Source organism: Mesorhizobium sp. M0001, from assembly GCF_040324255.1.
GTDB lineage: Bacteria > Pseudomonadota > Alphaproteobacteria > Rhizobiales > Rhizobiaceae > Mesorhizobium.
The window spans coordinates 278,132-303,578 of sequence record NZ_JAMYVS010000004.1 but is presented as its reverse complement, the minus strand read 5'-3'; the positions used below and the strand labels follow the sequence as shown (position 1 = coordinate 303,578).

The 25,447-nt window shown below is 62.9% G+C and carries 22 protein-coding genes; 6 read left to right on the top strand and 16 right to left on the bottom strand.

The window, feature by feature from the left end; translation table 11 throughout:
• The first annotated feature begins 57 nt into the window (after positions 1-57).
• Positions 58-1,683, top strand: a complete 1,626-nt coding sequence (locus NKK50_RS14315; protein WP_352543573.1) for an AMP-binding protein — start codon at positions 58-60, stop codon at positions 1,681-1,683.
• Positions 1,680-2,516 (top strand): tryptophan 2,3-dioxygenase, encoded by an 837-nt coding sequence (gene kynA, locus NKK50_RS14310; protein WP_352543572.1) that lies wholly within the window; start codon positions 1,680-1,682, stop codon positions 2,514-2,516. The genes NKK50_RS14315 and kynA overlap by 4 nt, the downstream gene beginning before the upstream one ends.
• 106 nt (positions 2,517-2,622) lie before the next feature.
• On the opposite strand, the gene kynU is transcribed toward kynA, so the two are convergent.
• Positions 2,623-3,867 carry a kynureninase gene (gene kynU / locus NKK50_RS14305; RefSeq protein WP_502896559.1) on the bottom strand — a complete coding sequence of 415 codons (1,245 nt, stop codon included), beginning with the start codon at positions 3,865-3,867 and terminating at the stop codon, positions 2,623-2,625.
• Between the two features lie 167 nt (positions 3,868-4,034).
• Between kynU and NKK50_RS14300 the strand changes: the two genes are divergently transcribed.
• Both NKK50_RS14300 and lexA read left to right on the top strand, forming a co-directional pair.
• Positions 4,035-4,799, top strand: a complete 765-nt coding sequence (locus tag NKK50_RS14300; protein ID WP_023671042.1) for a GntR family transcriptional regulator — start codon at positions 4,035-4,037, stop codon at positions 4,797-4,799.
• Positions 4,800-5,002: 203 nt separating this feature from the next.
• Positions 5,003-5,785 (top strand): transcriptional repressor LexA, encoded by a 783-nt coding sequence (gene lexA, locus NKK50_RS14295; protein ID WP_023724387.1) that lies wholly within the window; start codon positions 5,003-5,005, stop codon positions 5,783-5,785.
• Here lexA and NKK50_RS14290 read toward each other — a convergent pair.
• Positions 5,779-8,235 carry a ComEC/Rec2 family competence protein gene (locus NKK50_RS14290; RefSeq protein WP_352543571.1) on the bottom strand — a complete coding sequence of 819 codons (2,457 nt, stop codon included), beginning with the start codon at positions 8,233-8,235 and terminating at the stop codon, positions 5,779-5,781. The two genes, lexA and NKK50_RS14290, sit on opposite strands and share 7 nt — an antisense overlap.
• A gap of 111 nt (positions 8,236-8,346) precedes the next feature.
• Positions 8,347-8,763: an NAD(+)--rifampin ADP-ribosyltransferase gene (gene arr, locus NKK50_RS14285; protein WP_023745107.1), complete on the bottom strand. Its 417-nt coding sequence runs from the start codon at positions 8,761-8,763 to the stop codon at positions 8,347-8,349.
• A 461-nt stretch (positions 8,764-9,224) separates the two neighbouring features.
• Between arr and gltX the strand changes: the two genes are divergently transcribed.
• Both gltX and gltA read left to right on the top strand, forming a co-directional pair.
• Positions 9,225-10,649 carry a glutamate--tRNA ligase gene (gene gltX / locus NKK50_RS14280; RefSeq protein ID WP_023745108.1) on the top strand — a complete coding sequence of 475 codons (1,425 nt, stop codon included), beginning with the start codon at positions 9,225-9,227 and terminating at the stop codon, positions 10,647-10,649.
• Between the two features lie 181 nt (positions 10,650-10,830).
• Positions 10,831-12,162: a citrate synthase gene (gene gltA, locus NKK50_RS14275; protein WP_023671037.1), complete on the top strand. Its 1,332-nt coding sequence runs from the start codon at positions 10,831-10,833 to the stop codon at positions 12,160-12,162.
• A gap of 119 nt (positions 12,163-12,281) precedes the next feature.
• On the opposite strand, the gene lpxB is transcribed toward gltA, so the two are convergent.
• The 13 genes from lpxB to NKK50_RS14210 form a co-directional block, all read right to left on the bottom strand.
• A complete protein-coding gene (gene lpxB, locus NKK50_RS14270; RefSeq protein ID WP_352499997.1) occupies positions 12,282-13,460 on the bottom strand; it encodes a lipid-A-disaccharide synthase in 1,179 nt (392 codons plus the stop codon).
• Positions 13,450-14,352 (bottom strand): LpxI family protein, encoded by a 903-nt coding sequence (locus NKK50_RS14265; RefSeq protein ID WP_352543570.1) that lies wholly within the window; start codon positions 14,350-14,352, stop codon positions 13,450-13,452. Before NKK50_RS14265 ends, lpxB begins: the two co-directional genes overlap by 11 nt.
• Positions 14,339-15,172, bottom strand: a complete 834-nt coding sequence (gene lpxA / locus NKK50_RS14260) for an acyl-ACP--UDP-N-acetylglucosamine O-acyltransferase (protein ID WP_023706235.1) — start codon at positions 15,170-15,172, stop codon at positions 14,339-14,341. The genes NKK50_RS14265 and lpxA overlap by 14 nt, the downstream gene beginning before the upstream one ends.
• 15 nt (positions 15,173-15,187) lie before the next feature.
• On the bottom strand, positions 15,188-15,640 hold the full coding sequence (gene fabZ / locus NKK50_RS14255; RefSeq protein WP_023684696.1) for a 3-hydroxyacyl-ACP dehydratase FabZ: 453 nt from the start codon (positions 15,638-15,640) through the stop codon (positions 15,188-15,190).
• Between the two features lies 1 nt (position 15,641).
• The gene (gene lpxD / locus NKK50_RS14250) at positions 15,642-16,700 is read right to left on the bottom strand and encodes a UDP-3-O-(3-hydroxymyristoyl)glucosamine N-acyltransferase (RefSeq protein WP_023745111.1); all 1,059 of its coding nucleotides are present in this window, start codon (positions 16,698-16,700) and stop codon (positions 15,642-15,644) included.
• 77 nt (positions 16,701-16,777) lie between these two features.
• Positions 16,778-19,144, bottom strand: a complete 2,367-nt coding sequence (bamA, locus tag NKK50_RS14245) for an outer membrane protein assembly factor BamA (RefSeq protein WP_023745112.1) — start codon at positions 19,142-19,144, stop codon at positions 16,778-16,780.
• A gap of 217 nt (positions 19,145-19,361) precedes the next feature.
• Complete coding sequence (gene rseP / locus NKK50_RS14240) at positions 19,362-20,504, bottom strand: RIP metalloprotease RseP (RefSeq protein WP_023693444.1); 1,143 nt, start codon at positions 20,502-20,504, stop codon at positions 19,362-19,364.
• A 103-nt stretch (positions 20,505-20,607) separates the two neighbouring features.
• Positions 20,608-21,423, bottom strand: coding sequence for a phosphatidate cytidylyltransferase (locus NKK50_RS14235; protein WP_023696555.1), 816 nt, complete (start codon positions 21,421-21,423; stop codon positions 20,608-20,610).
• An 11-nt stretch (positions 21,424-21,434) separates the two neighbouring features.
• On the bottom strand, positions 21,435-22,157 hold the full coding sequence (locus NKK50_RS14230; RefSeq protein WP_023748403.1) for an isoprenyl transferase: 723 nt from the start codon (positions 22,155-22,157) through the stop codon (positions 21,435-21,437).
• A 31-nt stretch (positions 22,158-22,188) separates the two neighbouring features.
• Positions 22,189-22,743: a ribosome recycling factor gene (gene frr / locus NKK50_RS14225; protein ID WP_023671027.1), complete on the bottom strand. Its 555-nt coding sequence runs from the start codon at positions 22,741-22,743 to the stop codon at positions 22,189-22,191.
• Between the two features lie 101 nt (positions 22,744-22,844).
• Positions 22,845-23,567 carry a UMP kinase gene (gene pyrH / locus NKK50_RS14220; RefSeq protein ID WP_023671026.1) on the bottom strand — a complete coding sequence of 241 codons (723 nt, stop codon included), beginning with the start codon at positions 23,565-23,567 and terminating at the stop codon, positions 22,845-22,847.
• A gap of 149 nt (positions 23,568-23,716) precedes the next feature.
• Positions 23,717-24,826, bottom strand: a complete 1,110-nt coding sequence (locus tag NKK50_RS14215) for an aldo/keto reductase (protein ID WP_023745113.1) — start codon at positions 24,824-24,826, stop codon at positions 23,717-23,719.
• Between the two features lie 34 nt (positions 24,827-24,860).
• Positions 24,861-25,388 (bottom strand): nuclear transport factor 2 family protein, encoded by a 528-nt coding sequence (locus NKK50_RS14210; protein WP_023745114.1) that lies wholly within the window; start codon positions 25,386-25,388, stop codon positions 24,861-24,863.
• Between the last annotated feature and the right edge of the window lie 59 nt (positions 25,389-25,447).

Sequence of the window (25,447 nt, the reverse complement as noted above, 5' to 3'; positions counted from 1 at the left end):
GGTGCGATCCTGCGCCTTGTTCAGCCATGGGCGCGAGGCAGACAGGGGCAGCCGAAAATGCTTGGGCCATCAGCGCATATCGACACATTCACGCGCGACAACCTGCCGCCGCCGGAGCAATGGCCGGAGTTTTTGCTCGACGGCTTCGACTATCCCGACCACATAAATGCCGGCGTCGAATTGACCGACAGGCTGGTCGAAAAAGGATTCGGCGACCACACCGCGCTGATCGGCAATGGCCGCCGCCGCACCTACAAGGAACTGTCCGACTGGACCAACAGGCTCGCCCATGCCCTGGTCGAGAATTATGGCGTCAAGCCGGGCAACCGGGTGCTGATCCGCTCGGCCAACAACCCGGCCATGGTCGCCTGCTGGCTGGCCGCCACCAAGGTTGGCGCGGTGGTCGTCAACACCATGCCGATGCTGCGCGCCGGCGAACTCGCCAAGATCGTCGACAAGGCGGAAATCACGGTTGCGCTTTGCGATACAAGGCTGATGGACGAGATGACCGCCTGCGCCAAGAGCAGTGCGTATCTCAAGCAGGTCATTGGCTTCGACGGCACGGCCAACCATGACGCGGAACTCGACCGCGCCGCCCTCGACAAGCCGGTCACCTTCACTGCCGTCAACACCGGCCGCGACGATGTCGCCCTGCTCGGCTTCACCTCCGGCACCACCGGCGTGCCGAAGGCGACGATGCATTTCCACCGCGACCTGCTGATCGTCGCCGACGCCTATGCCCGCGAAATCCTGGAGGTGACGCCCGACGACATCTTCGTCGGCTCCCCGCCCCTTGCCTTTACCTTCGGTCTTGGCGGGCTCGCCATCTTCCCGCTGCGTTTCGGCGCCGCGGCGACGTTGCTGGAACAGGCGACGCCACCCAACATGATCCACATCATCGAGACCTACAAAGCGACCATTTCCTTCACCGCTCCAACCGCCTATCGGGCCATGCTCAAGGCCATGGATCAAGGCGCTGACCTGTCCTCGCTGCGCGTCGCGGTTTCGGCGGGCGAGACGCTGCCGGCGCCTGTCTTCGAGGAATGGACTGAGAAGACCGGCAAGCCGATCCTCGATGGGATCGGCGCCACCGAGATGCTGCATATCTTCATCTCCAACCGCTTCGACGACATGAAGCCGGCCTCCACCGGCAAACCAGTCGGCGGCTATCTGGCACGCATCGTCGATGACGAGATGCGGGAGTTGCCGCGCGGCTCTGCTGGCCGGCTGGCGGTGCGCGGCCCGACCGGCTGCCGCTACATGGCCGATGCCAGGCAAAAGGACTATGTCCGCGACGGCTGGAATCTCACCGGCGATACGTTCACGCAGGACGAGGATGGCTTCTTCCACTTCGCCGCGCGTTCCGACGACATGATCGTCAGCGCCGGCTACAACATCGCCGGCCCCGAGGTCGAAGCGGCGCTGCTCTCGCATCCCGACGTCGCCGAATGCGCGGTGACCGGCGCCGAGGACGGTGAACGCGGCCAGATCGTCGAGGCGCATATCGTGCTTGTGCAAGGTGTTTCGCCGGACGCATTGACCGTCAAACGCCTGCAGGACCACGTCAAGGCAACGATCGCGCCCTACAAATATCCGCGTTCGGTGAAGTTCATCGACGCCTTGCCCAAAACCCAGACCGGCAAGATCCAGCGCTTCCGGTTGCGCGCGGAGAAGAGCAATTGATTAAGCCGCACGATCCGGCGTCCGATGGCGCGCAGATGTCGTTCAAGGAGCGGATGTCCTACAGCGACTATCTGCAGCTGGACAAGGTGCTCGATGCGCAGGCGCCGCTGTCTTCGGCCCATGACGAGATGCTGTTCATCATCCAGCATCAGACATCGGAATTGTGGATGAAGCTCGCTTTGCACGAGATCGGCGCCGCGATCCGCTCGATCCGCGCCGACCGCCTCGAACCGAGCTTCAAGATGCTGTCGCGCGTCGCGCGCATCTTCGAGCAGCTCAACAATGCCTGGGACGTGCTGCGCACGATGACGCCAAGCGAATACACCGAGTTTCGCGACGCGCTCGGCCAATCCTCGGGCTTCCAGTCGTGGCAGTACCGCGCCATCGAGTTCATGGCCGGCAACCGCAACCTAGCCATGCTCGGGCCGCACAAGCACCGGCCCGACCTTACGGACAGGCTGGAAGCCATCCTGGCCACGCCGTCGCTCTATGATGAGGCGCTTCTGCTTTTGGCGCGCAATGGCTTCGACATCGGCGCCGATGCCGGGCGCACGGACTGGCGCGAGACGCGCGGTGAGAACGAAGACGTGCTGGCTGCCTGGCAAACCGTCTACCGCGACCCGCAGCGCTACTGGATGCTCTACGAACTGGCCGAGAAGCTGGTCGACTTCGAGGATTACTTCCGCCGCTGGCGCTTCAACCACGTCACCACGGTCGAGCGCATCATCGGCTTGAAGCGCGGCACGGGCGGCACCTCAGGCGCCTCCTATCTGAAGAAGATGCTGGAGGTCGTGCTGTTTCCGGAGCTCTGGACGGTCCGCACCCGGCTCTAGAGCATTTCACCGTTTAGCGTAAACGGCGAAATGCTCTAGCTCTTTGATTTGACGCAATTGCGGACGGAAAACCGCTTCACACTTTTCCTGAAATTGCTCTAGTTCCTCAGGTGACCGCGGTCTTCACCGCGAAGCGGGCGTCCTGCCAGGCGCCGGTGCGCAAAATATCCTCCAGCGCTTCGACCGCCTGCCAGACATCGCCATAACCGACATAGAGCGGCGTGAAGCCGAAACGGATGGTCGACGGCGCCCGGAAATCGCCGATCACGCCGCGCTCGATCAGCGCGCGCATCACCTGATAGCCATGCGGATGGAGGAACGACACCTGGCTGCCGCGCTGGCTGCCGTCGCGAGGACTTTCCAGTTCAAGCCCGTAGGCGCCGCATCTGGCTTCGACGAGCTGGATAAACAGGTCGGTCAGCGCGATGCTTTTTCTGCGCACCGCCGCCATGTCGACGTCGTTCCAGATATCGAGCGCGCCCTTGAGCGCCCGCATCGACAGCACCGGCTGCGTTCCGCATAGGAAGCGGCGGATGCCGCTGCCGACGGCAAAGCCCTGCTCGAAGGCAAACGGCCGCGCATGGCCCCACCAGCCGCTGAGCGGCTGGCTGATATCACCATGGTGGCGCTCGGCCGCGTAGATGAAGGCCGGCGAGCCCGGGCCGCCATTGAGGTATTTGTAGGTGCAGCCGACAGCGAAATCGGCACTGGCACGGTCGAGTTCGACCGGCAAGGCGCCGGCGGTGTGGCAGAGATCCCAGATGATCAGCGCGCCGGCGTCATGTGCCTTGCGCGTCAGCGCCGGCATGTCGCGCAACTGGCCGGATTTGTAGTTGACGTGGTTGACCAGGATGACGGCAACGCTGTCGTCGATCAGCTCCTCGATTGCGGCCGCGTCGACGCCCTCCAGCCGCAGCCGCGTTCTCGGCCGGGTGGAGGCGACGCCTTCGGCCATGTAGAGGTCGGTCGGGAAACTGTCGCCCTCGGCAACGATGACCGACCGATCCGGCCGCATGCCGAGCGCTGCGTGCAGCAGCTTGTAGATGTTGATCGAGGTTGTGTCGCAGACCACCGTCTGCCCGTCAGCCGCGCCGATCAGTCGTCCGAGCTGATCTCCCAGTTCCACCGGCATGTTGAACCAGCCAGCCGTGTTCCAGGCGCGAATGAGGTCGTGCGCCCATTCCTGCGTGGCGGCCTGCTGCAATTCGCTGAAGACGGCTGGTGACGCGGCACCCAGGGAATTGCCGTCGAGATAAATCACGCCTTGCGGCAAGACAAAGCGTTCGCGCATGGAGCGCAGCGGATCGGCGGCATCCATTGCTTCGATTGCAGCGAGATCGGGTGTCATCATGATTCGCGCCCCTCCATGGACAAACGCGCGCGGCGGAGCCTGCCCGCCCAAACATGCCGGCGATCTTGAGGGGTCGCCCTTGAACTGTCAAACATTATATATAATTCACCCATTGAAAGGCTTTGATATATAATGCTCAGCCGAGCGTTTATGTCTGATGGATCACGATGCTGGATGACGAGCAGACCTCGAAGACGGAAGTGGCCTATCGCCTGCTCAGGCGCGATATTCTTGCGACCCGGCTGGCGCCTGCCGCGCCGTTGAAGCTGAGCACGCTGCGCAACACCTACGGCATCGGCTGGACGCCGTTGCGCGAGGCGCTGTCGCGGCTGGAGGCGGAACGGCTTGTGACCGCCATCAGCAACCGCGGGTTTGCGGTCGCTCCCGCCTCTCGGGCGGAGCTCGAGGATTTGGCGCGTGCGCGGCTGGTGGTCGAACTGCCCCTGCTGGTGGAATCGATCGAGAAGGGCGACCGTGAGTGGGAAGACGCGGTCGTTGCCGCCCACTATCGTCTCTCACGGTGCGGGTCTGTTCTCGACGATCCATCGGATGATGCGGTCGACGCGTGGTACGAAAAACACGATGCCTTCCATGCGGCGCTGCTCAGTGCCGCGACATCCAGCTGGCTGCTGCGCTTCAATGCGACGATTTCCGACCAATTGCATCGCCATCACCGCTTTCTGGGTCTGGTCCCGACGCTGCGCGCCGCCGCCGGCCGCACGGATGGACACCGGAAGGCCGTGGCGGCCCTGCGCGACGCCGTGGCGATCGAACACCATACCGCCCTGATGGAAGCGGCCCTCGATCGCGACGTCGAACGTGCGAAAACTCTGATGACCGCTCACATCGGCTACACGCTGCAGGTCTATGCCCAGAGCGAACCCGGCGCGGATGCTGCGCAGCCCCGTCCGAAAAGGAAGCGGCGGTCGTAGCCGACGCGCAGGGCACTTTGGCTTCGTTTCACCCGTTGCCGGCAAATGGGCGCAGGCGGCGCTCGCAGCGCCGAACGTTACGCTGAACAAAACGTCAACACATTCATTAAACTTTAAAAGGTTGCGGAACACAACTGGAACAGATAGTGTTTGTTCTGGGTTTGTTTTTTCTGATTCTGATTTCAGAACCCTTGGGGGCCGCGATGCTGACGCGCAAACAACATGAGCTTCTGATGTTCATCCATGAACGCCTGAAGGAGAGCGGAATCCCGCCGTCCTTCGACGAGATGAAGGAAGCGCTCGACCTCGCCTCCAAGTCCGGCATCCACCGCCTGATCACGGCGCTTGAGGAGCGCGGTTTCATTCGCCGGCTGCCGAACCGGGCGCGCGCGCTGGAAGTGCTGCGGCTGCCCGACTCGATCGCACCAGGCCTCAATGCGGCGAGGAAGTTTTCGCCGAGCGTGATTCAGGGCAGTCTTGGTCAAACCGGCCAAGGGCAAGGCGGCCAAGGACAAGGCGCGATGGGCCAAGGCGGTCTCGGCCGCCAGATCAAGCCGGGCTCGCCGTCGCGTTCGATGTCGGCCGGCAATGACGATGCCGTTTCCGCGATTTCAATCCCGGTTATGGGACGCATCGCCGCCGGCGTGCCGATCGACGCCATCCAGCATCAGACCCATTCGATCTCGGTGCCGCCCGATATGATCATGGGCGGCGAACACTACGCGCTCGAGGTCAAGGGCGATTCGATGATCGAGGCCGGCATTTTCGATGGCGACACGGTCATCATCCGCAATGCCGACACAGCCAGCCCCGGCGAGATCGTGGTGGCGTTGGTCGACGATGAGGAAGCGACCCTGAAACGCTTCCGCCGCAAGGGCGCCTCGATCGCCCTGGAAGCCGCCAACCCGGCCTACGAGACCCGCATTTTTGGACCGGACAGGGTGAAGGTGCAGGGCAAGCTTGTCGGATTGATCCGGCGCTACTGAGCCGGCTTGGGTTTGTATTTTTCACGCTGGTTGTAAGGCGGCAGGCCGCGCGCTTCGCGGGAGAAGCGGCGTTGCTCGTGCCAGGGGCGATACGGCTTGTCGACGGCGAAGCGGATGGTTGGCGCTGCAGCTGCCGATTGCGGATCGAAGAAGACGGCGGCGCTGCCGTCGCGGGCCAGCTGTTTCTTCGTCACGACCAGCACCAGCGGGTCGCGGCACGGATTGTAGGCGGTGGCGTCATCGATGACGATCAGGCTCGCGAAGGCACAGGCCGGCCGCGCCGTCTTGCGGTCTTTCGCAAGCGCTACAATGGCTCCGGAAGGGTGCCGGGCGATACAGAGATCGCCCATGCAATAGAAGGGCGACCCGGGCGGCAGATCGAGCGGATCGAGATCGAACCGCGTATCTGTTGCCTCGAAAATCTCGGGCGGGATAATGGTTTCGGCCCGCAGCGCCCGTTTCCAATTGTCCGTGGTGAATTCGTTGGAGCGTTCGCGGTTGAGGGCGAGTTCGCCGCCACCTATCGGCATGGCCACCAGATGTGCGTCCTCGGATATGAGCACGTCGGGCGTAAGCACCTGCGGCACCGTCAACAGGCCGGCCAGCGCGAAAGGCACGGCCGCCAGCCTGAGCCAGGTGGTGGCCATGGTGGCGATGACGAGGGCGACCGCCACCAACAGCACCGAGCGGATGGAGATCAGCCCGACGGCGTCGACCGGCGAGCGCTCGGAAATCCAGGCCGATATAGCGATCATCGCCATCAGACCCTTGCCCATCACATAGAGGAGCGGCCCGTCGGCGCCGAACGGCATCGCCAGTGCGCTGAGCACGGCAAAGGGCATGACGATCAACGAAACAATCGGCATCACGGCCAGATTGGCGATCAGGCTGAGCGGCGACACACGCTGAAAATGCCAGATGGCGAACAGCAAGGTTGCACTGCCGGCGATGATCGAGGTCATGGCGAGGCCGCCCATGGCCAGCGCGAATTTTCGCGACAGGAAGCCGACGAAGGAGCGCTTTGCCAGCGGCGTTCTCACCTTGTCGGCGCGGTAATCGGCCCAGCCGGCATAGGCGCCGACAAGGGCGGCGGTGGCGGCAAACGACATCTGGAAGCTGGGACCGACCACCTCGTGCGGCGACACCAGGATGACGGCAATGGCGGAGATCGCCAGATTGCGCATGGTGAGTGCGGCGCGATCAAACAGCACGGCGACAAGCATGACCGCCAGCATGATGAAGCTGCGCTCGGCGGCAACCACGACGCCTGAAATGACGAGATAGGCGGCGATGGAGACGAGTGCTGCCACTGCTGCATATTTCTTGACTGGGCGGCGCGAAGAGAAATCGGGAAACAGCGCAAAGGCGCCACGCAGCAACACCATGATGGTGCCGGCAACCAGCGCCATGTGCAGGCCGGAGATGGAGATGATGTGGTAGATGCCGGTGCGCCGCATCGCTTCGTTGACCTCGTCCGGGATGCCGGCGCGCACCCCGACAATCAACGCCGCGGCAATCTCGCCTTCGGCGCCGCCGATTTTGCCCCTGATATGGTCGGCAATGTTTTCGCGCGCGTTCTCGATTGCCGAGGAGAGCCGCGCGGTCAGCGGCGGCGGTCCCTGCGTAGCAATGGTTTTCGGATTGCCGAGAAAGAAGCCGCTGCCGCCGATACCGGTGAAATAGCTGTCGAAGGAGAAATCGTAGCTCTCCGGCCGCACCGGACCGGTCGGCGGCAACAGCCTGGCATAGCCGGTGATCAGGGAGCCGGCGGTCATATCGGCGGGAACGGTCCGCGCCGAGAGCCTGACCCGCTCCGGGGCGTAGCGCAGCTCGGGGTAAGCGGTCGAAACCACATCGAGCGTCAGCCTGATGCGGCCGCTTTCCATCTGTTCGAGACTGACGACGCGGCCGGTCAGCCGTGTCTGAATCTCGGAGCCGAGCATCTGCGTTCCGGCGCGCCAAGTCTCGACTTTGGCGGCGACGACGCCGAGCGCGCACAGCATCGCGGCCATGCAGAACAGATGCGTCCTCGGCCGCGATCGCGTGGCGAGGGCGCAACATGTCGCCAGCACCACAATGGCGATTGGCTGCGCAAAGCCGGGCTCGCCGGCCAGCGAGAAATAAATGATGACGCCGGCCGCCAGGAAAACCGGCACCAGCAGGAAGGCGACGCCCCGGTCGAGCTCCGTGTTGGCGGCCACGGCAAGGCTGCGGCGGAGCGCGGGCCATGACGGACGGCGAAGCCGTCTGCGCAGACGGGCGATAGATCCGGGCGCTGTGACTTGCGCCGGCAACGCGTGACCGGGCAGCGCAGGCGCGACGCCGGGATGCGGCTCAGGCAGCGCGAGGGGCAGCGGCTCGGCATAGGGACTATCGGCAAACAGCGAGCGTTCGCTGACGCTTGCCTCGGCGCCTTCGCCTTCCTTCGTGCCCCGGCCACGTCCAGCCATCGGGTCTGCCCCTTGCGCCCCAGACCCCTATGCTACATGAACGCGCAAAGCGCGAAAGTCCGCGTGATCACGTCCACCGCGCCGGAATCGACCATCACCTGGCAAGGACGCTCAATCCTCAATCATATCCTGGCCCTCCGCTCTCACGCGAGCAAGCCCATCGTGCATTGCCTTCAATTGTTCCGGTGTATGACCCTGCCATTCACCGAGTTCACCCTGGATGAGCAACGGATCACGGGAGCGGTAGGATTTCGTCGGATTACCGGGAAATTTTTTGTCGGTCAGGTTAGGGTCATCCATAAAAAACCCTGTCGGCTTTACGATGTAAATCCTTTGACGACCGTCACCCGTTGCAAGCTCTGCTCCCCAGATGGCGGCTTCCAGTGTCTGGGTGAAATAGATCCATGACAGTGGTTTACCTCTGAAATTGGAAGGGTGGCCGACGCTCAGCAGATCCCCGGGTTTCAAATCCGCCCGGGTACCATGGTAGAACGGATCACCCTCCGTATGGTCGGCGTTTTCGGTCATCGGTAGTCCTTCTTTCAATCATGCCTCCTTCGTGGCGAGACCGGCCTGCACACAGTTGCGGTGTTCACGATAATGATTGCAGAAAGGTCAATATGCGTGACCAAGCCAACGCTGTCACGGCGGCGTTGTAGTCGGGCAGTGCCGCATCCGTGAAGAAATGTCCGCTCGTCAGAGGGGGCTACCACCGTCGCAGCGATGTTCCAGGCACTGTGACGGACGCTGCAGCCGAATGAAACCCAGACATTGACGCTGCTGCCAAACGAGGTTGCGCGGAGGGTGCGAACAGATTTTGTGCTACAAGGCTCCAGCGCCAGTTGACGCAACCGATAATTGCCGACGTGCCCCGGCCACGTCCAGCCATCGGGTCTGCCCCTTGCGCCCCAGACCCCCTATGCTACATGAACGCGCAAAGCGCGAAAGTCCGCGCGATCACGCTCGCTTTCCAAGGTTCCGAGAGTTCCATGTCCGACACGGTCGTCACCCGTTTTGCCCCCTCGCCCACCGGCTATCTGCATATCGGCGGCGCGCGCACGGCGCTGTTCAACTGGCTGTACGCCAAGCACACCGGCGGCACGATGGTGCTGCGCATCGAGGACACCGACCGCGAACGCTTCAACGAGGCGGCGACACAGGCCATTCTGGATGGGCTGACCTGGCTCGGCCTTTCCTGGGACGGTGAGGCCATATCGCAGTTCGAGCGCGCGCCGCGCCACCGTGAGGTGGCCGAGGAGCTGGTGCGCCTGGGCAAGGCCTATTACAGCTACGAGACGCCTGCCGAGCTCGAGGCGATGCGCGAGGCCGCACGCGCCAAGGATCTGCCGCCGCGCTACAACGGCCAGTGGCGCGATCGTGCCCCCTCGGAGGCGCCTCCCGGCGTCAAGGGCGCCATCCGCATCAAGGCGCCGACCGAGGGCGAAACCGTGGTGCACGACCGTGTGCAGGGCGAGGTGCGCTTCCCCAACAAGGACCTCGACGATTTCATCATTCTGCGCTCGGACGGCAATCCGACCTACATGCATGCCGTCGTCGTCGACGACCATGACATGGGCGTCACCCACATCATCCGTGGCGACGACCATCTGACCAACGCCGCGCGCCAGACGGTGATCTACAACGCCATGGGCTGGGACGTCCCGTCGATGTCGCATATCCCGCTGATCCACGGCGCCGACGGCGCCAAGCTGTCGAAGCGGCACGGCGCACTGGGTGTCGAGGCTTATCGCGCCATGGGCTATCTGCCCGAGGCACTGCTCAACTATCTGGCAAGGCTCGGCTGGAGCCATGGCGACGACGAGATCATGTCGATCAAGGACATGATTTCGTGGTTCGACATCGGCGATGTCAACAAGGGTGCGGCGCGCTTCGACTTCGCCAAGCTCGAGTCGATCAACGGCGCGCATATGCGCAAGATGGCCGATGCCGAGCTGTTCGACATTTTCGTCGCCACTCTGCCATACCTCGAAGGCGGATCTGCTATCGCCGCCCGTCTCGACGACACCAGGAAGGCGCAGTTGCTGGCCGCCTTGCCGGGCCTGAAAGAGCGCGCCAAGACGCTGGTGGAACTGGCCAATGGCGCGGCCTTCCTGTTCGTCGAGCGGCCGCTGCCGATCGACGAGAAGGCGGCAGCACTGCTCAGTGCCGACGCGCGCGCGATCCTGCGCGGCGCACATGCCGCTTTGCAGACTGTTTCGGGCGATTGGTCGGCTGCCGCGGCTGAAGCCGCGGTGCGCGAGTTCGCAGCGGCCGGCGGCCACAAGCTCGGCGCCGTGGCCCAACCGCTCCGGGCGGCCCTTACCGGCCGTAGCACCTCGCCCGGCGTGTTCGACGTGCTTGCCGTGCTTGGCCGCGAGGAAAGCCTGGCGCGGATTGCGGATCAAATCGATTAGGAGCGAGCTGGCCCAAAAAGATTGGCATTGAAAGGCGGGTTTCGCAGTGCAACATTAGGCCTTGGCCCAATCTGGCACGCACCTCCTAAAATGCGGTGGCGAGTTCGCGCATTCCGGTGATTTCGACGTGTCGTTTGCAGGAATTGCCTTGCCGGCATGAGGAACATGAAGGAGTTTGAGAATGAGCGAAGCTGCGACAAGACTGGAAACCGGCAGCAAGACGACGCACCCGTCGACTGCCACGCTCGAACTGGCCGGCAAGACGCATGAATTCAAGGTGCGAAGCGGCTCGGTCGGGCCCGACGTCATCGACATCGGTGCGCTCTACAACACCACCGGCGCCTTCACCTACGATCCCGGCTTCACCTCGACGGCGAGCTGCGAGTCGGCGATAACCTTCATCGACGGCGATGCCGGCATCCTGCTTCACCGCGGCTACCCCATCGACCAGCTGGCCGAGCATGGCGACTTCCTCGAAGTCTGCTACCTCCTGCTCTACGGCGAACTGCCGACCAAGGCGCAGAAGGACGATTTCGACTACCGGGTAACGCGCCACACCATGGTGCACGAGCAGATGTCGCGCTTCTTCACCGGCTTTCGCCGCGACGCGCATCCGATGGCTGTGATGTGCGGCGTGGTCGGCGCGCTGTCGGCCTTCTATCACGACTCCACCGACATTTCGGACCCGTATCAGCGCATGGTCGCCTCGATGCGGCTGATTGCCAAGATGCCGACGATTGCGGCCATGGCCTACAAATACCATATCGGCCAGCCCTTCATTTACCCGAAGAACGAGCTGAACTTCGCCGCCAACTTCCTGCATATGTGCTTTGCGGTGCCGTGCGAGGAATACAAGATCAATCCGGTGCTGGCGCGCGCCATGGAGCGCATCTTCATCCTGCATGCCGACCACGAGCAGAACGCCTCGACCTCGACCGTGCGGCTTGCAGGCTCGTCGGGCGCCAATCCGTTCGCCTGCATCGCCGCCGGCATCGCTTGCCTGTGGGGCCCGGCGCATGGCGGCGCCAACGAGGCCGCGCTCAACATGCTGGGAGAAATCGGCCATGTCGACCACATCCCGGAATTCATCGCCCGCGCCAAGGACAAGAACGATCCGTTCCGGCTGATGGGCTTCGGCCATCGCGTCTACAAGAACTACGATCCTCGTGCGAAAATCATGCAGAAGACGGCGCATGAGGTGCTCGGCGAACTCGGCATCAAGGACGATCCGCTGCTCGACATCGCCATGGAGCTGGAAAAGATCGCGCTGACCGATTCCTACTTCATCGAAAAGAAGCTCTATCCGAACGTCGATTTCTATTCCGGCATCACGCTGAAGGCGCTGGGCTTCCCCACCACCATGTTCACCGTGCTGTTCGCGGTCGCGCGCACCGTCGGCTGGATCGCGCAGTGGAAGGAAATGATCGAGGACCCGCACCAGAAGATCGGCCGCCCGCGCCAGCTCTATACCGGCGCCCCGGAACGCGACTACGTGCCGATTGCGAAAAGGTGAAAGAGAGTGAATGGTGAATGGTAAGTAGTGAATAGCAAGTAGTAAGTAGCAGGTAGTAAGTAGCAGCTTGATTATAGTCGAGAGTGCGTTAATCCTATTCACTATTCACTATTCACTCGCTAAGCCCTATTCGCTCTCCCGATGTGGCGAAGAACGACATCGGCGGCGATGTCGCCGGAGGGCCTGTCGGTGGCCATGCGTCTGGCAACCTCGCCAAAGCCGTCCTTTTGCCAGGCGCGGTAGGCGGTGTCTGAGAACAGTGCCTCGAGCTGCCGCGCCAGATAGTGCGGCCGCACATACTGGTTGTAGCTTTCCGGCACGACCGGCCGGTCGGCAATAAGGTTGGGCAAGGCAGCGCTCCACACCGTGATCAGGCTCTGCGCCATCAGCATGATCGGATCGAACTTGTAGCAAGAGATCATCGGGACACCCGACATCGCCAGTTCCAGTGACACCGTTCCAGACGCGATCAGCGCCGCATCGGCCTTGCCGAAGGCCTGCCACTTGCGCTCGGGATCGAGGATGACTTCCGGCTCCTGATCCCAGCGCGCCACCGATGTTTTGACCAGTTCGGCGACATGCGGCACCGTCGGCAGCAACAGCCGCAGCCGGTGGCCACGCGCGCGCAGCGCCGACACCGTCTCGCCGAACGGACCGATAAGCCGGCTCACCTCGCCGCGCCGCGACCCTGGCAGGACGAGCAGCGTCTTGATGTGATCGGCAGAGAGATCGCGCGGCTGGGCTTGCGCCCTGGCCGCGCCCAGCACGCCTGGATCATGCGTGAGGCGATGTCCGACGTAAGTGCCGGGCGGGCCGCCGAGACGGCTGAGCTCCTTTACCTCGAAAGGCAGGATGCACAGTATGTGGTCGACATAGGGCTTCATCGCGGCCGCCCTACCCGGCCGCCACGCCCAGACGCTCGGGCAGACATAATGGACGGTCGGGATTGACGGATCGGCGGCGCGGACCTTTTTGGCGACGCGCAGCGAGAAATCAGGGCTGTCGATGGTGATCAGACAGTCGGGTTTTTCGGCGGCGACAGCACTTGCCGTCTGGCTGATCCGCCGCATCAGGCGCGGCAAGTCACGCAGGATGGCGCTGAGCCCCATCAGCGCGATCTCGGCGCCATCGAACAGCGGCGCCAGTCCGAGCGCCTGCAGATGCCGCCCGCCAATGCCGACGAGTTGCACCTCGCGCCCGGTCATGCGCTTCAGCGCCTGCACGATGTCGGCGCCCAGCAGGTCGCCGGATTCTTCGCCGGCGACGATGGCAATCTTCAGCGGCTTCTCAGCTGCCATGGACAGCCCCCGCAGCCGGCAGGCCGAACACGAACAGGCCGAGCGCATTGGCGTGCGCGACAACGGCGGGGCCTTCGAGGATGAGCGAACGGCCGGCTTCGACGGCAATGCCGGCGAGCCCCGCGGCATGCGCCGCCTCGACGGTCTGGGGGCCAATAGATGGCAGATCGGCACGCAATTCCTGGCCAGGCTTGGCGCATTTGACCAGGACACCGCGCGTCTTGCCGGCCAGCCTGCCATGGCCGCGCAACTGCTGCGTCCGCTCGAGCAGTCCGTGGGTGCCCTCGACGCCTTCCAGGGCAACAGTGCGGCCACCGATGGCAATTGCCGCCTGGCCAATGTCGAGCGCGCCGATGGCCTTTGCCGCCGCGTGTGCCGCCTCGATATCGCGCCAGTCGGACTTTCGCGGCACTGCTTTGGTCAGCGGCCCTTCGGCCGCGACGAGCCGGGGCACGACTTCATGCGCACCGACGACCTTGACGCCCCGTGCCTCCAGGCCGCGGGTCAATATCTTCAACAGCCCGTCATCGCCGCGGGCAAGCGCCATGGCGAGCGAGGGTATAAGTGCCAGTAGCCCAAGGCTCGGACGCATGTCGACCAACCGCGGCCTGCGCCTGATCTCGCCGGCAAGCACAAGATGGGTGATCCGCCGGCGCCTCAGCAACGCAACCAGCGAGCCGATGTCTTCCAGCGCAAGGCTTTCACGCTCATAGATTGTGAGGTCGGACTGACGGTCGGCCTGACCTTCGACCAGGATGATGACAGGCCGATGTCCGGCCTCCGCCAGGCCGGCGGCAACTTCGACCGGCAAGCTACCGCCGCCGGCAATGATGCCGACCCTGGCGTCCGGCGCAAGTTCGAGGCCCGTTGAAGTGGCCTCAGCCTTCGTCATCGGCATCGTCGCCGTCGCCACCCTTAAGCGACGGGACGGCAAAATGCCGCTTGCCGCGACTGGTGATGAAATCGATGATTTTCATGGCCGTCGGCGACGACGCAAACTCGGCCTTGGCGAATTCGATGTTCTCGCCGACAGTGCGGGAGCGGTCGAAGATGGTCTTGTAAGCCTTGCGCAGCAGGTAGATTTCTGCGCGCGGCAACCCGGCGCGCTTCAGGCCAATGATGTTGAGTCCACGCAGGCTGGCGCGATTGCCCACCGCAATGGCGTAGGGAATGACATCGCCGACAAAAGCCGAGCAGCCGCCGAGAAAGGCGTTGTCACCAACACGCACGAACTGATGAACGGCGCTGAGGCCGCCGATATAAACGCTGTCACCGACCTCGCAATGGCCGCCCAGGGTCGCGCCATTGGCGAAGGTGGCGTTTTTACCGACGACGCAATCATGGGCAATGTGGGCATAGGCAAGGAAATTGCCGTTGTCGCCGACGGTCGTCTCGCCGCGGCTGGAATCGGTGCCGAGATGCATGGTCACGCCTTCGCGGATCGTGCAGTTCTGGCCGATGACCAAAGTGGTGCGGCCGCCCTTGTGCTTGGTGTTCTGCGGCGGTCCGCCCAGTGTCGCCATTGGATAGACCTTGGTCGCGGCGCCAATGGTTGTCGCGCCCAGCACCGAGACATGGCTGACCAGTTCGACGCGGTCACCGATCACGGCGTCAGCGCCGACATAGCAGAAAGGTCCTATTGCGGCGCCTTCGCCGATCTGCGCGCCGGCCTCGATGACGGCCGAGGGGTGGATTGAAGTCTGTATTTTCATGAGCATTTCGAACCGTCAGCCGGTAACCATCATTGCCGAGATCTCGGCTTCGGCGGCCTTTGTGCCCTCCACCATGGCCTCGCAGGCGAATTTGAGCAGGTTGCCGCGCATCTTGATTTTCTTGACGTGGATTTTCAACTGGTCGCCCGGGACGACCGGTTTGCGGAATTTCGCATTATCGATGGTCAGGAAATAGACCAGCGACGGCTTTTCCGTGTTGAGGTTACGGATGCAGATCGCGCCGGCGGTCTGCGCCATGGCCTCGACGATGAGCACGCCCGGCATCACCGGCTGATCCGGGAAATGGCCCTGGAAATGCGGCTCATTGATGGTCACGTTCTTGATGCCGATGGCAGAATCATTGCCGTCGATTTCGATGATGCGATCGATCATCAGGAAGGGATAGCGATGCGGTAAAAGCTTCATCAACCCCAATATATCGACCGCTTCGAGCGTCGCCGGCACCATCTCAGCTACTTCCCCCTTCGCCCTGCTTGCGCGTCCTGGCGAGCTTCCTCAGCATGGCGATCTCGCGCATGGCTTCCGCCATCGGCTGCGCCGGATAGCCTCCCCAGATCTCGCCCGCCGGCACGTTGCTCATGAACCCGCTTCTTGCAGCAAGCTTGGCCCCTGATCCGATGGTCAAATGATCGGCAAGGCCAACGCCGCCGCCCATGGTGACACCATCACCGACGGTGACGGAGCCGGAAATACCAGAGAGCCCGGCAATAATGCAATTGCGGCCGATGCGAACGTTATGGGCGATCTGCACCAGATTGTCGATCTTGGTGCCCTGACCGATGACCGTATCCGACATGGCGCCGCGATCGACGGTCGTGTTCGAGCCGATTTCGACATCGTCCTGGATGATGACGCGGCCGACCTGCGGCACACGCTCAGGGCCTTTGGCGCCGCCGACAAAGCCGAAGCCGTCCTGGCCTATCCTGGCGCCGCCATGAATGATGACGCGGTTGCCGATCAGCGCATACTGAACACTGACACCCGGCCCAATGTAGCCGTCACGGCCGATCTGGCAGGAGGGACCGATTACGGCGTGGGGGGCAATGACTGTTCCGCTGCCTATGGAAGCACGGGGGCCGATGACCGCTCCGGCTTCGATGATCGCGCCTGCCTCGATACGCGCCGTGGCATCGACATGAGCTTGCGGCGAGACCCCGGTTTCGCTGGTCATCGGCCCCGGCGTAGCCGCTGTCGGGAACAGCAGCCGGCCGATCATGGCGAAGGCCTGCTGCGGGCGCGGATGCACCAGAACCGCGATGCCGGCCGGCGCCTTGCCCGCGAACTCGGCGGGACAAAACACGGCCGCCGCCTTCAGCGACTGCATCAGCGCGAAATTGCGCTTGCCGTCGACGAAGACGAGCGCACCCTCGCCGCCTTCGTTGGCTGGCGCCAACGCATCGATCGATATGTGGGCAAGATCGGAATCGACAAGCGATGCGCCGGTCAGATTCGCGACTTCGCCGGCCGTATACCGGCGTGATGGCGCGAAGAACACCGGATCGGTCATTCCAGAAGCAATATCCAGCTAGGTCGGATCAATTCTCTTCCGGACCCCAACGGCCCGGAAGCATCGTTACCGCAAGATCAGAAGCGGCTCGACATGCCGAAGTTGAATTCCTGCACGTCGTCGGTCTTTTCCTTCTTGACGGGCATCGCGTAGTCAATGCGGATCGGGCCGAAAGGCGATGACCACAACAAGCCGACACCAACCGAGGCGCGCAGTTCCAAGTCGACTGACCCCTGATTGACCAAAGGAGTGTTAATCTTGCTGCCATACAGCGTTGCGGCATCGGCAAACACGGCGCCGCGCACACCAAAGCTTTCCGGAATGACCGGTATCGGGAACTGAGCTTCCGCCGACGCATTGAAATAGGTGGTTCCGCCGAGGTGGTCACCTGTGTTGAGGTCCACAGGGCCAATGCCACCATACTCGAAGCCGCGGATCATGCGGTCGCTGCTCTGGAACTGATCGAAGATTCGCAAGCCGTCATTGCCGTAGCTCGCAATATGACCAGCACCGCCCGAAATCAGGCCGACCAGATCCAGCTGTTCTGACAGCGTCTGGTAGACAGTGCCACGACCGGTAACCTTGACGAACTTGGCATCGCCACCAAGGCCCGCCACTTCCACAGTCGTGGTGGCGTAGATGCCTTCATGCGGGCTCTTCATATCGTCGATGGTGTTGTAGACCAGTCCCAAGCTGACCGAAGACTTGATCCACGGGCTATCCTCAATCCCCTCCAGGATCGCATTGGAGACGTCACATTTTGCCGGGTCATAAACGCCGGCAGTCAAGCAACCGTCGTCGAGCTTGTACTTCTCCTGGGCGATATTGTACGCCAACTGCGTCGAGATGTTGTCGGTGATCGGCAGGCCGAAGCGCACCGTCGCACCCAGCGTCTCGCTGTCATAGTGGTCGTAGTTGCGGGTCTGCTGGAAGATATCGAAGCCGGCGGCGATACGGCGCCCCAGGAAATAGGGTTCGGTGAAGGACAGGCTGTAGTCCCGCGAATTCTTGCCGCCACCCGCCGAAACCTTGATGTACTGGCCGCGACCGAGGAAGTTGCGCTCCGCGACCGAACCTTCGACAGACGGACCGGCAGTGTCGCCACCTGTCGAATAACCTGCGCCAACCGAGAACTCGCCGGTCGATTTCTCGACCACGTCGACCACGAGCACGACCTGGTCTGGCTCAGAACCCGGGACAGTCGAAACGTCGACTTTCTCAAAGTAATCTAGCTTTTCCAGCCGCTTCTTCGCGCGCTGGATGAGTACCTGGTTGAAGGCGTCGCCTTCGCTGACATCGAACTCACGACGAATGACATAGTCGCGTGTGCGGTCGTTGCCGCGGATTTCGATGCGCTCGATATACGCCTTGGTGCCCTGGTCGATCGTATACACGACCGAAATGGTGTGGTTCTCGAAGTTGCGATCGCCGCGCGGCGTCACCTGGGCGAAGGCATAGCCCGAACCCGCGACCTTTTCGGTCAGCGCGATGATGGTGTCCTCGACATTCTTGGCGTTGTAGACGTCGCCCTTGTGGGTCTGAACCACCGATTCCAGCGCCTTCGAGTCGACTTCGGGAATGGTGCTCTCGACGCTGACGTCGCCGAACGTATAGCGGTCGCCTTCCTGGACGGTGATGGTAACGGTGTACTGGTTGGTCGTGTCGTCGAGCTCGCCGACGGCTGAGACCACCTGGAAGTCGGCATAGCCGTGATTGTAATAGAAGCGGCGCAGCGATTCCTGGTCGGCGCGGAGCTTGTCCTCGTCATAGACGTCGTCACGCAGCACGAAGGACAAGAAGCTCGAGCGCTTGGTTGCGATGACGTCGGACAGGCGGCGGCTCGAATAGGCGCTGTTGCCGACGAAATTGACAGCGGCGATCTTGGTGCGGCCGCCTTCGTTGATGTTGAAGACCACGTTCACGCGGTTGTCGCCGAGATCCATGATCTGCGTCGTGACAGCGGCGTCATCCCGGCCAATTCGCCTGTAGGCAGCCTTTACCGCCTCGACATCGGAGTCCAGCGTTGCCTGCGAGAACGTCCCGCGCGGCTTCAACTGCACGGCGACTGCCAGCGCGTTGTCCTTGAGCTTCTTGTTGCCCTGGAACAGAACCTGGTTGACGACCTGGTATTCGGCAACCTTGACTACCAGCGTCGAACCGACCTGATTGATCTGCACGTCCGAGAACAGCCCGGTGCCGAACAGCGCCTTGACCGCATCGTCGATATCGGCGCTGGAAAACGCCTTGCCCGGCTTGATCGTGATGTAGTTGCGGATGGTGTCGGCGTCGACACGCTGGTTGCCGCTGACCTCGACTCTCGAGACAACGGCTGCCTGCGCCGCAGATGTGGCAACGAACTGCACGGCGAGCGCACCTGGTACAACCAGAGCGGCGGACATAGCCACCGCGGACGCGGCGCTCAAAAATTTGGATGCTGCCTTCATCGGGCTTTTGTACCTTTTCTCGAAGTCCCCACGGCGAGAAAACCGGACGTGCGGTAATTTCTCCTACCGTATTAACCGGATTTTCCCTACACGCAAGGCTTCTGGTTAATTTGTAATTACTTAACCCTGATGCGTGGCTTTCGCGTCACGCATACCCCCGTGCATGGTAAACGGCGTCTCAACATTGCCGGTGCTGAAGCCAAATTTCTTCATGATTTCAGCACCCAAACAGATCGTTCCAGAAGACGAAGCCCATAAATCCCAGCACCAGAAAGAGGCCGGCCCGGTATCCCATTTCCATCATCCGCTCCGATACCGGACGCCGGAAAACGGCTTCGAGTGCGTAGAACAGGAGATGGCCGCCGTCGAGGGGGGGAATCGGCAAAAGGTTCAGAATTCCGATCCCGACCGACAGGCCGGCGACGAGTTGCACCAGCCATAGGAAGCCCAGCTTTGCCGCCTGCCCCGACATCTTGGCGATCTTGATCGGGCCGCCCAGCTGGCATTTGTCTTCGCGGCCGACAACGAATCGCTGCAGGAACTGGCCGGTGCGCTGAATGACGTGCCCCGTCTCCTCGACCGCGGCGCCGACTGCTCCGACAGGGCTGTAGGTGATCAGCCTGGGCTGGCCGACATCCTTGTTGTTGACGACGCCGATGACGGCCACCTTGACCTTGTTGCCCAGTGCGTCCAGCTGCTCCATTGGCTCCGGCGTCGCGACGACCGTGACCTCCTTGCCGTCGCGCAACATGGTGAAGGTGATGGCGTCGCCGCCGCGGCCCGAAACTAGGCGCTGGACGTCGGCGAAGGTCTCAACCTTGCTGCCGTCGACGGCGACGAATCGGTCGCCTGGCAAAATGCCGGCCCTTGCGGCTGGACTGCCGGCGGTGACCGCCGCCACCATCGGCTCAAACACAGGGCGGCCATAGAGGGAAAACAGCACGGCAAAGACGGCAATGGTCAAAAGGAAGTTGAACAGCGGTCCGGCCACCACCGTGGCGGCGCGTTTCCAGATGGGTTGCGTGTGGAAGGCGACCTTGCGTTCAGCGTCAGTCAGCGTTTCCAGATCTTCCGAACTCGGCTGGCTCGACGTGGCGCTCATGTCGCCGACGAATTTGACATAACCGCCGAGCGGTATGGCGCAGAGCTTCCAGCGCGTGCCGTGGCTGTCGTTGAAGCCGAGAAGTTCGGGGCCGAAGCCGATCGAAAAGGCCTTCACGCCAATGCCGCACCAGCGGCCGACCAGGTAATGGCCCATTTCGTGAATGAAGACGACCACGGTCAGCACGAACAGAAACGGCACCAGCGTGCCGAGGACAAAGCCTTCCGTGCTGAAAAACGCGTGAAGAATTTCGTTCAAGTCATGCCCTCAAATTCACCCGCGGCGAAAGGTGTCGCCGCGACTGTGACATCAATCCAGGCGAATCCGTGGCGTGCGCCATTTCTTCGCCGTGAAATATCACTCAAGCCGGAAACAGCCCCTGCGCCGGATGATCGGCGCCCGCCGAAATCCAGCCGATCACGTATAGGGCAAAAGCCGCCGCGACAAGCCCGTCCACCCTGTCCATGACACCGCCATGCCCGGGTATCAACGCGCTTGAATCCTTGCGGCCGTGGCGGCGCTTGACCCAGGATTCGAAGAGATCGCCAGCCTGGGCAACAATCGACAGCACCAGCGCAACCAAGGCGAGGACGCCAAGATTGCCGGCCCCGGCGGCGGCAGCCAGAAGCACGCCGGCGGCCACGCCGCCGACAGCGCCGCCAAGCGCGCCGCTCTGCGTCTTGCCGGGGGATATAGATGGCGCGAGCTTGGGCCCACCGACGGAGCGGCCGACGAAATAGGCGAAGATGTCGGTCGCCCAGACCACGGCGAACAGAAACAGGATTGCGACCAGGCCGGGATGGTCGCCGCCGCGCAGCAGCGCCAGCGATAAGCCGGACAAAGCCGCGTAGGCAAGACCGGCTGCATCCCATTGCGCCGCTCCACGCATACGGGCGCCGACAGCAGCGACCACAACCATGGCCAGGACAAGAGACAGAAGCCACGATGCCGGCACGCCTGCAACCAGGGCGACGACGAAAACCAGAAGCAGCGCTTCGGGAATGAAGCCGAGGGTCGCACCGGCCAAGGGGCGCGACATGCGCGCCCATTCATAGAAGATGACCGCCGATATCCCGGCGCAAAGCAGGCGGAACCACAGCCCTCCCAACCAGGTCAGGCCAAGCGCTATTGCGGCCAGCACCAGCGCCGAGACGATGCGAAGCTGAAGATTGTTCATCCCGCCGCCGATCACGAGGCAGCGACATCTTGAGCGGCAAGCCCGCCAAAACGGCGCTCGCGGCCAGCAAAATCGCGCAATGCGTCGGCCAGGTGTTCGCGGCTGAAGTCAGGCCAGTAGCAAGGCAGAAAAACCAGTTCGCTGTAGGCTGCCTGCCACAGAAGGAAGTTCGACAGCCGAAGCTCGCCACTGGTGCGGATGACCAGCTCCGGATCGGGAATGCCTGCGGTGTCGAGGGCGCCGGCAAAAGTGTCTGCCGTGATCGCCTCTGCGTCGATCTCGCCGCGCGCCACTGCGGCTGCGAGCTTGCGTGCCGTGCGCACGATCTCGTCGCGCCCGCCATAGTTGAAGGCGATGACCAAGGTCAGCGATTCATTGCGCGCAGTCAGCGATTCGGCCTCTTCGAGCAGGCCCCTGATGTCCGGCTGCAGCCCCGCCCTGTCACCGATGATCCTGACGCGCACGCCGTTCTGGTGCAGTTCGGCCAGATCGCGGCGGATGAACAGCTTCAAAAGCCCCATCAGGTCGCTGACTTCGGCCTTGGGCCGCGACCAGTTTTCCGACGAAAAGGCGTAGACGGTCAGGAAGGAAATGCCGAGACCGGGCGCGGCGCGCACCGTCTTGCGCAGCGCTTCGACGCCGGCGCGATGGCCGGCAAGCCGCGGCATGCCGCGCGCCTTGGCCCAGCGTCCGTTTCCATCCATGATGATCGCGACATGCGCGGGCGTTGCCATTGTCTCGCTTTCGGGCCGGTGTGGGCCGACCCTAGACCTGCATGATTTCAGCTTCCTTATCGGAAAGCAGGTGATCGATGGTGCTGATCGTTTCGTCGGTCAGCTTCTGGACCTGATCGGAGCGCTTGCGCTGATCGTCCTCGCTGATGTCGCCGTCCTTTTCCGCCTTCTTCAAGAAGTCCATGCCGTCGCGACGGACATGGCGCACCGCAACGCGGGCGTTCTCGGCGTAGCCATGCGAAATCTTGACCAGTTCCTTGCGGCGCTGCTCGTTGAGCTCGGGCAGCGGAATTCTGAGATTGGTGCCGTCGACGATCGGATTGAAGCCGAGATTGGATTCTCTGATGGCACGGTCGACCGCGCCGACCATCGACTTGTCCCATACCGAAACCGAGATCATGCGCGGCTCCGGCACCGACACGTTCGCCACCTGGTTGATGGGCATGGTGGTGCCGTAGGCCTGGACCTGGATGGCGTCGAGCAGATTGCTGGAGGCACGGCCGGTGCGCAGCGAAGCCAGATCGTGCTTGAAGGCGGCGATCGCGCCATCCATGCGCCGCTTGAGGTCGTCGAACTCACCACTCATCTTAGTCTCCTCGACCCGTTTGATCCGGGTTCACTGCTTAGGGCCTATATTCGGACCCGCTTTCGAAAACTGATCCCCTTTTTAGGAGAGTATACTCCGGGTCACTCGTCGGCGACGATCGTGCAACGGCCGCCGCCCCGCAGAATATCGCCGAAACCACCTTTTTCGTGGATCGAATAGACGATTATCGGGATGTTGTTTTCGCGCGCAAGTGCAATTGCGGCGGTATCCATGATCGAAAGGCCCTTGTTGATGACTTCGGCATGGCTGATGCGCTCGAAGCGGGTCGCATTCGGATCCTTCTTGGGATCGGCCGAATAGACGCCGTCGACCTGGGTGCCCTTGAACAACGCGTCGGCGCCGATCTCGGCGGCGCGCAAGGCCGCGGCCGAATCGGTGGTGAAGAACGGATTGCCGGTGCCGCCGGCGAAAATGACGACCTTGCCCTGGTTCATATAGGCGGTGGCCTGGCGCTGGGAAAAACTCTCGCAAAGTTCGGGCATGGCGATGGCCGACAGCACGACGGCATCGACGCCGATTTTGTTCAGCGAGGTGCGCAGCGCCAGCGAGTTGATGACGGTGGCCAGCATGCCCATGTGGTCGCCGGTGACGCGGTCGCCGCCCTTGGATGCCACCGCCACGCCGCGAAAGATATTGCCGCCGCCAATGACGACGCCGACCTCGATGCCAAGTGCGCGGGCTTCGGCGATGTCGGCGGCGATTCGGTCGACCACCGAGACATCGATGCCGAAATGCTGCTCGCCCATCAACGCTTCGCCCGACGCTTTCAGCAGGACACGTCGATAGAGGGGCTTTGCCGTCATCTGGACCTCGTCATTGTTGCGTGTGGCAGCCTGGGCAGGCCGCCCTCGCGCGGGCGCCGCCGCTGGCGCGATGCCGAGTTCCGATACACGAAGGGCGCCGCGATGTCACGCGGCGCCCCTCGCCCAATTCCGCCTTCCGTCGCGGCCCGTCAGTTGCTGGTGATGCTGACGGCGTCGCCCTCGACCAGCAGCGGCGGCGCATAACCCAACGGCTTGTCGCCGGTCACGGCGCCGCCGGTAACCCGGGCTTGTATGTCGGAACCGAAATAGGCGTACGGGAATGGCGGCGGTGTCTTGCTGACCGTATCCAGCCGCGCGCGAAGCTCGGCGGGTAAAGTGAAATCCAACGCCGCCAGATTGTCCTGCAACTGCGCCAGCTTGGTGGCGCCAAGAATCACGGTGGCGATGCCCGGTTGCGTTGCCACCCAGTTGAGCGCGACCTGCGCCATGCTGCGTCCGAGTTCGGCGGCAACTTTTTCGAGCTCCGCCACGATCGCCCAGTTGCGCTCGGTGAACTTCTGGAACCCCGGATGAGTGGTGTTGCGAAAGCCGTCGAGCCGGCCGGCATGGCCTTCCTGCGTCGGCCGGTACTTGCCGCTGAGCAGCCCGCTGGCCAGCGGGCTCCACACCATGATTCCTGCGCCATGGCGGGTGCCGAAGGGCACGAACTCATTTTCGATCGAACGCTCCGCCAGCGAATATTCAAGCTGCAGGGCCGACACCGGCTCGTAGCCGCGCCACTCGGCGATCGTCTGCGCGCGGGCAGCATACCAGGCCGGCACATCGGACAGGCCGACATGGCGAATTTTGCCCGCACGCACGAGATCATCCATCGTGCGCATGACCTCCTCGGCCGGCGTCAGCCCGTCCCAGACATGGAGGAGGTAGAGGTCGATATAGTCAGTGCCCAACCGCTTCAGCGAGGCATCCACGGCGCGCAAGATGTTCTTGCGGCCATTGCCACCGGCGTTCGGATTGCCGGGCTCCGCGTTGAAGGTGAATTTCGTGGCGATCACCGCTCTGTCGCGCAAGCCTCGCTCGGCGATGAATTCGCCGAGCCAGGTTTCGGCTGTGCCGCCGGTGTAGAGGTCGGCGGTGTCGAAGAAATTGCCGCCGGCCTCGACATAGGCGTCGGCCATGGCGCGCGCGGTTTCCCTGTCCGCGCCCCAGCCCCATTCGGTGCCAAAGGTCATGGTGCCCAGTGCCAGCCGGCTGACGCGCAGGCCGCTGTTGCCCAGTGTGTAATAGCTCATGGTCATGGTGTTTTTCCTATCCTGATTTCTTGACGCCGGCTCACTGGCCAGGCGTCATCTTGACCCAGGGATTGCCGCGCTCATGCGTGGCGCGGAAAACGAAGCCGTCGACTTTCCAGCCGGTCCCGGAGCGAACCAGATGGTGCTCGTAGGTGCCCCAGACTTCCCACAGCGGGTCGCCATTGCCTTCCATCCGGTTCCAGGCATAGCCGTTCGAAGAGACGGTCGCCGCGTCCGCCTCAAAGATCACCTGGTGATTGGTGCGCAGATGCAGGCTGGTCTTGCTGCCCCTGAGGTTGCCGGCCCAGGTACCGATCAGATTGTCGGAGGGGATGGTGGCGGCAGGCTGTACTGACAGGCTGCTGAAGTCGACGGTGACACGGTCGGCGAAATAGGAGCGGGCAAGCTTCCAGTCCTGCGCATCGACGGCACGGTCGATGGCATCGGCGATGCGGATGACGGCGCGTTCGTCGGCGAGCGCGCGCCAACCGGACGGCTCGGCGCCGCCGGCATCGACCGGCGCTAGGGCAAGGCCTGCGGCGAAGGTAGCGTGTTTCAAGGCATCCATCTCTCTTCTCCTTTGTGCATCGGTGATGGCAATATGGGTCAGCCTGTCGGCATCGAGAA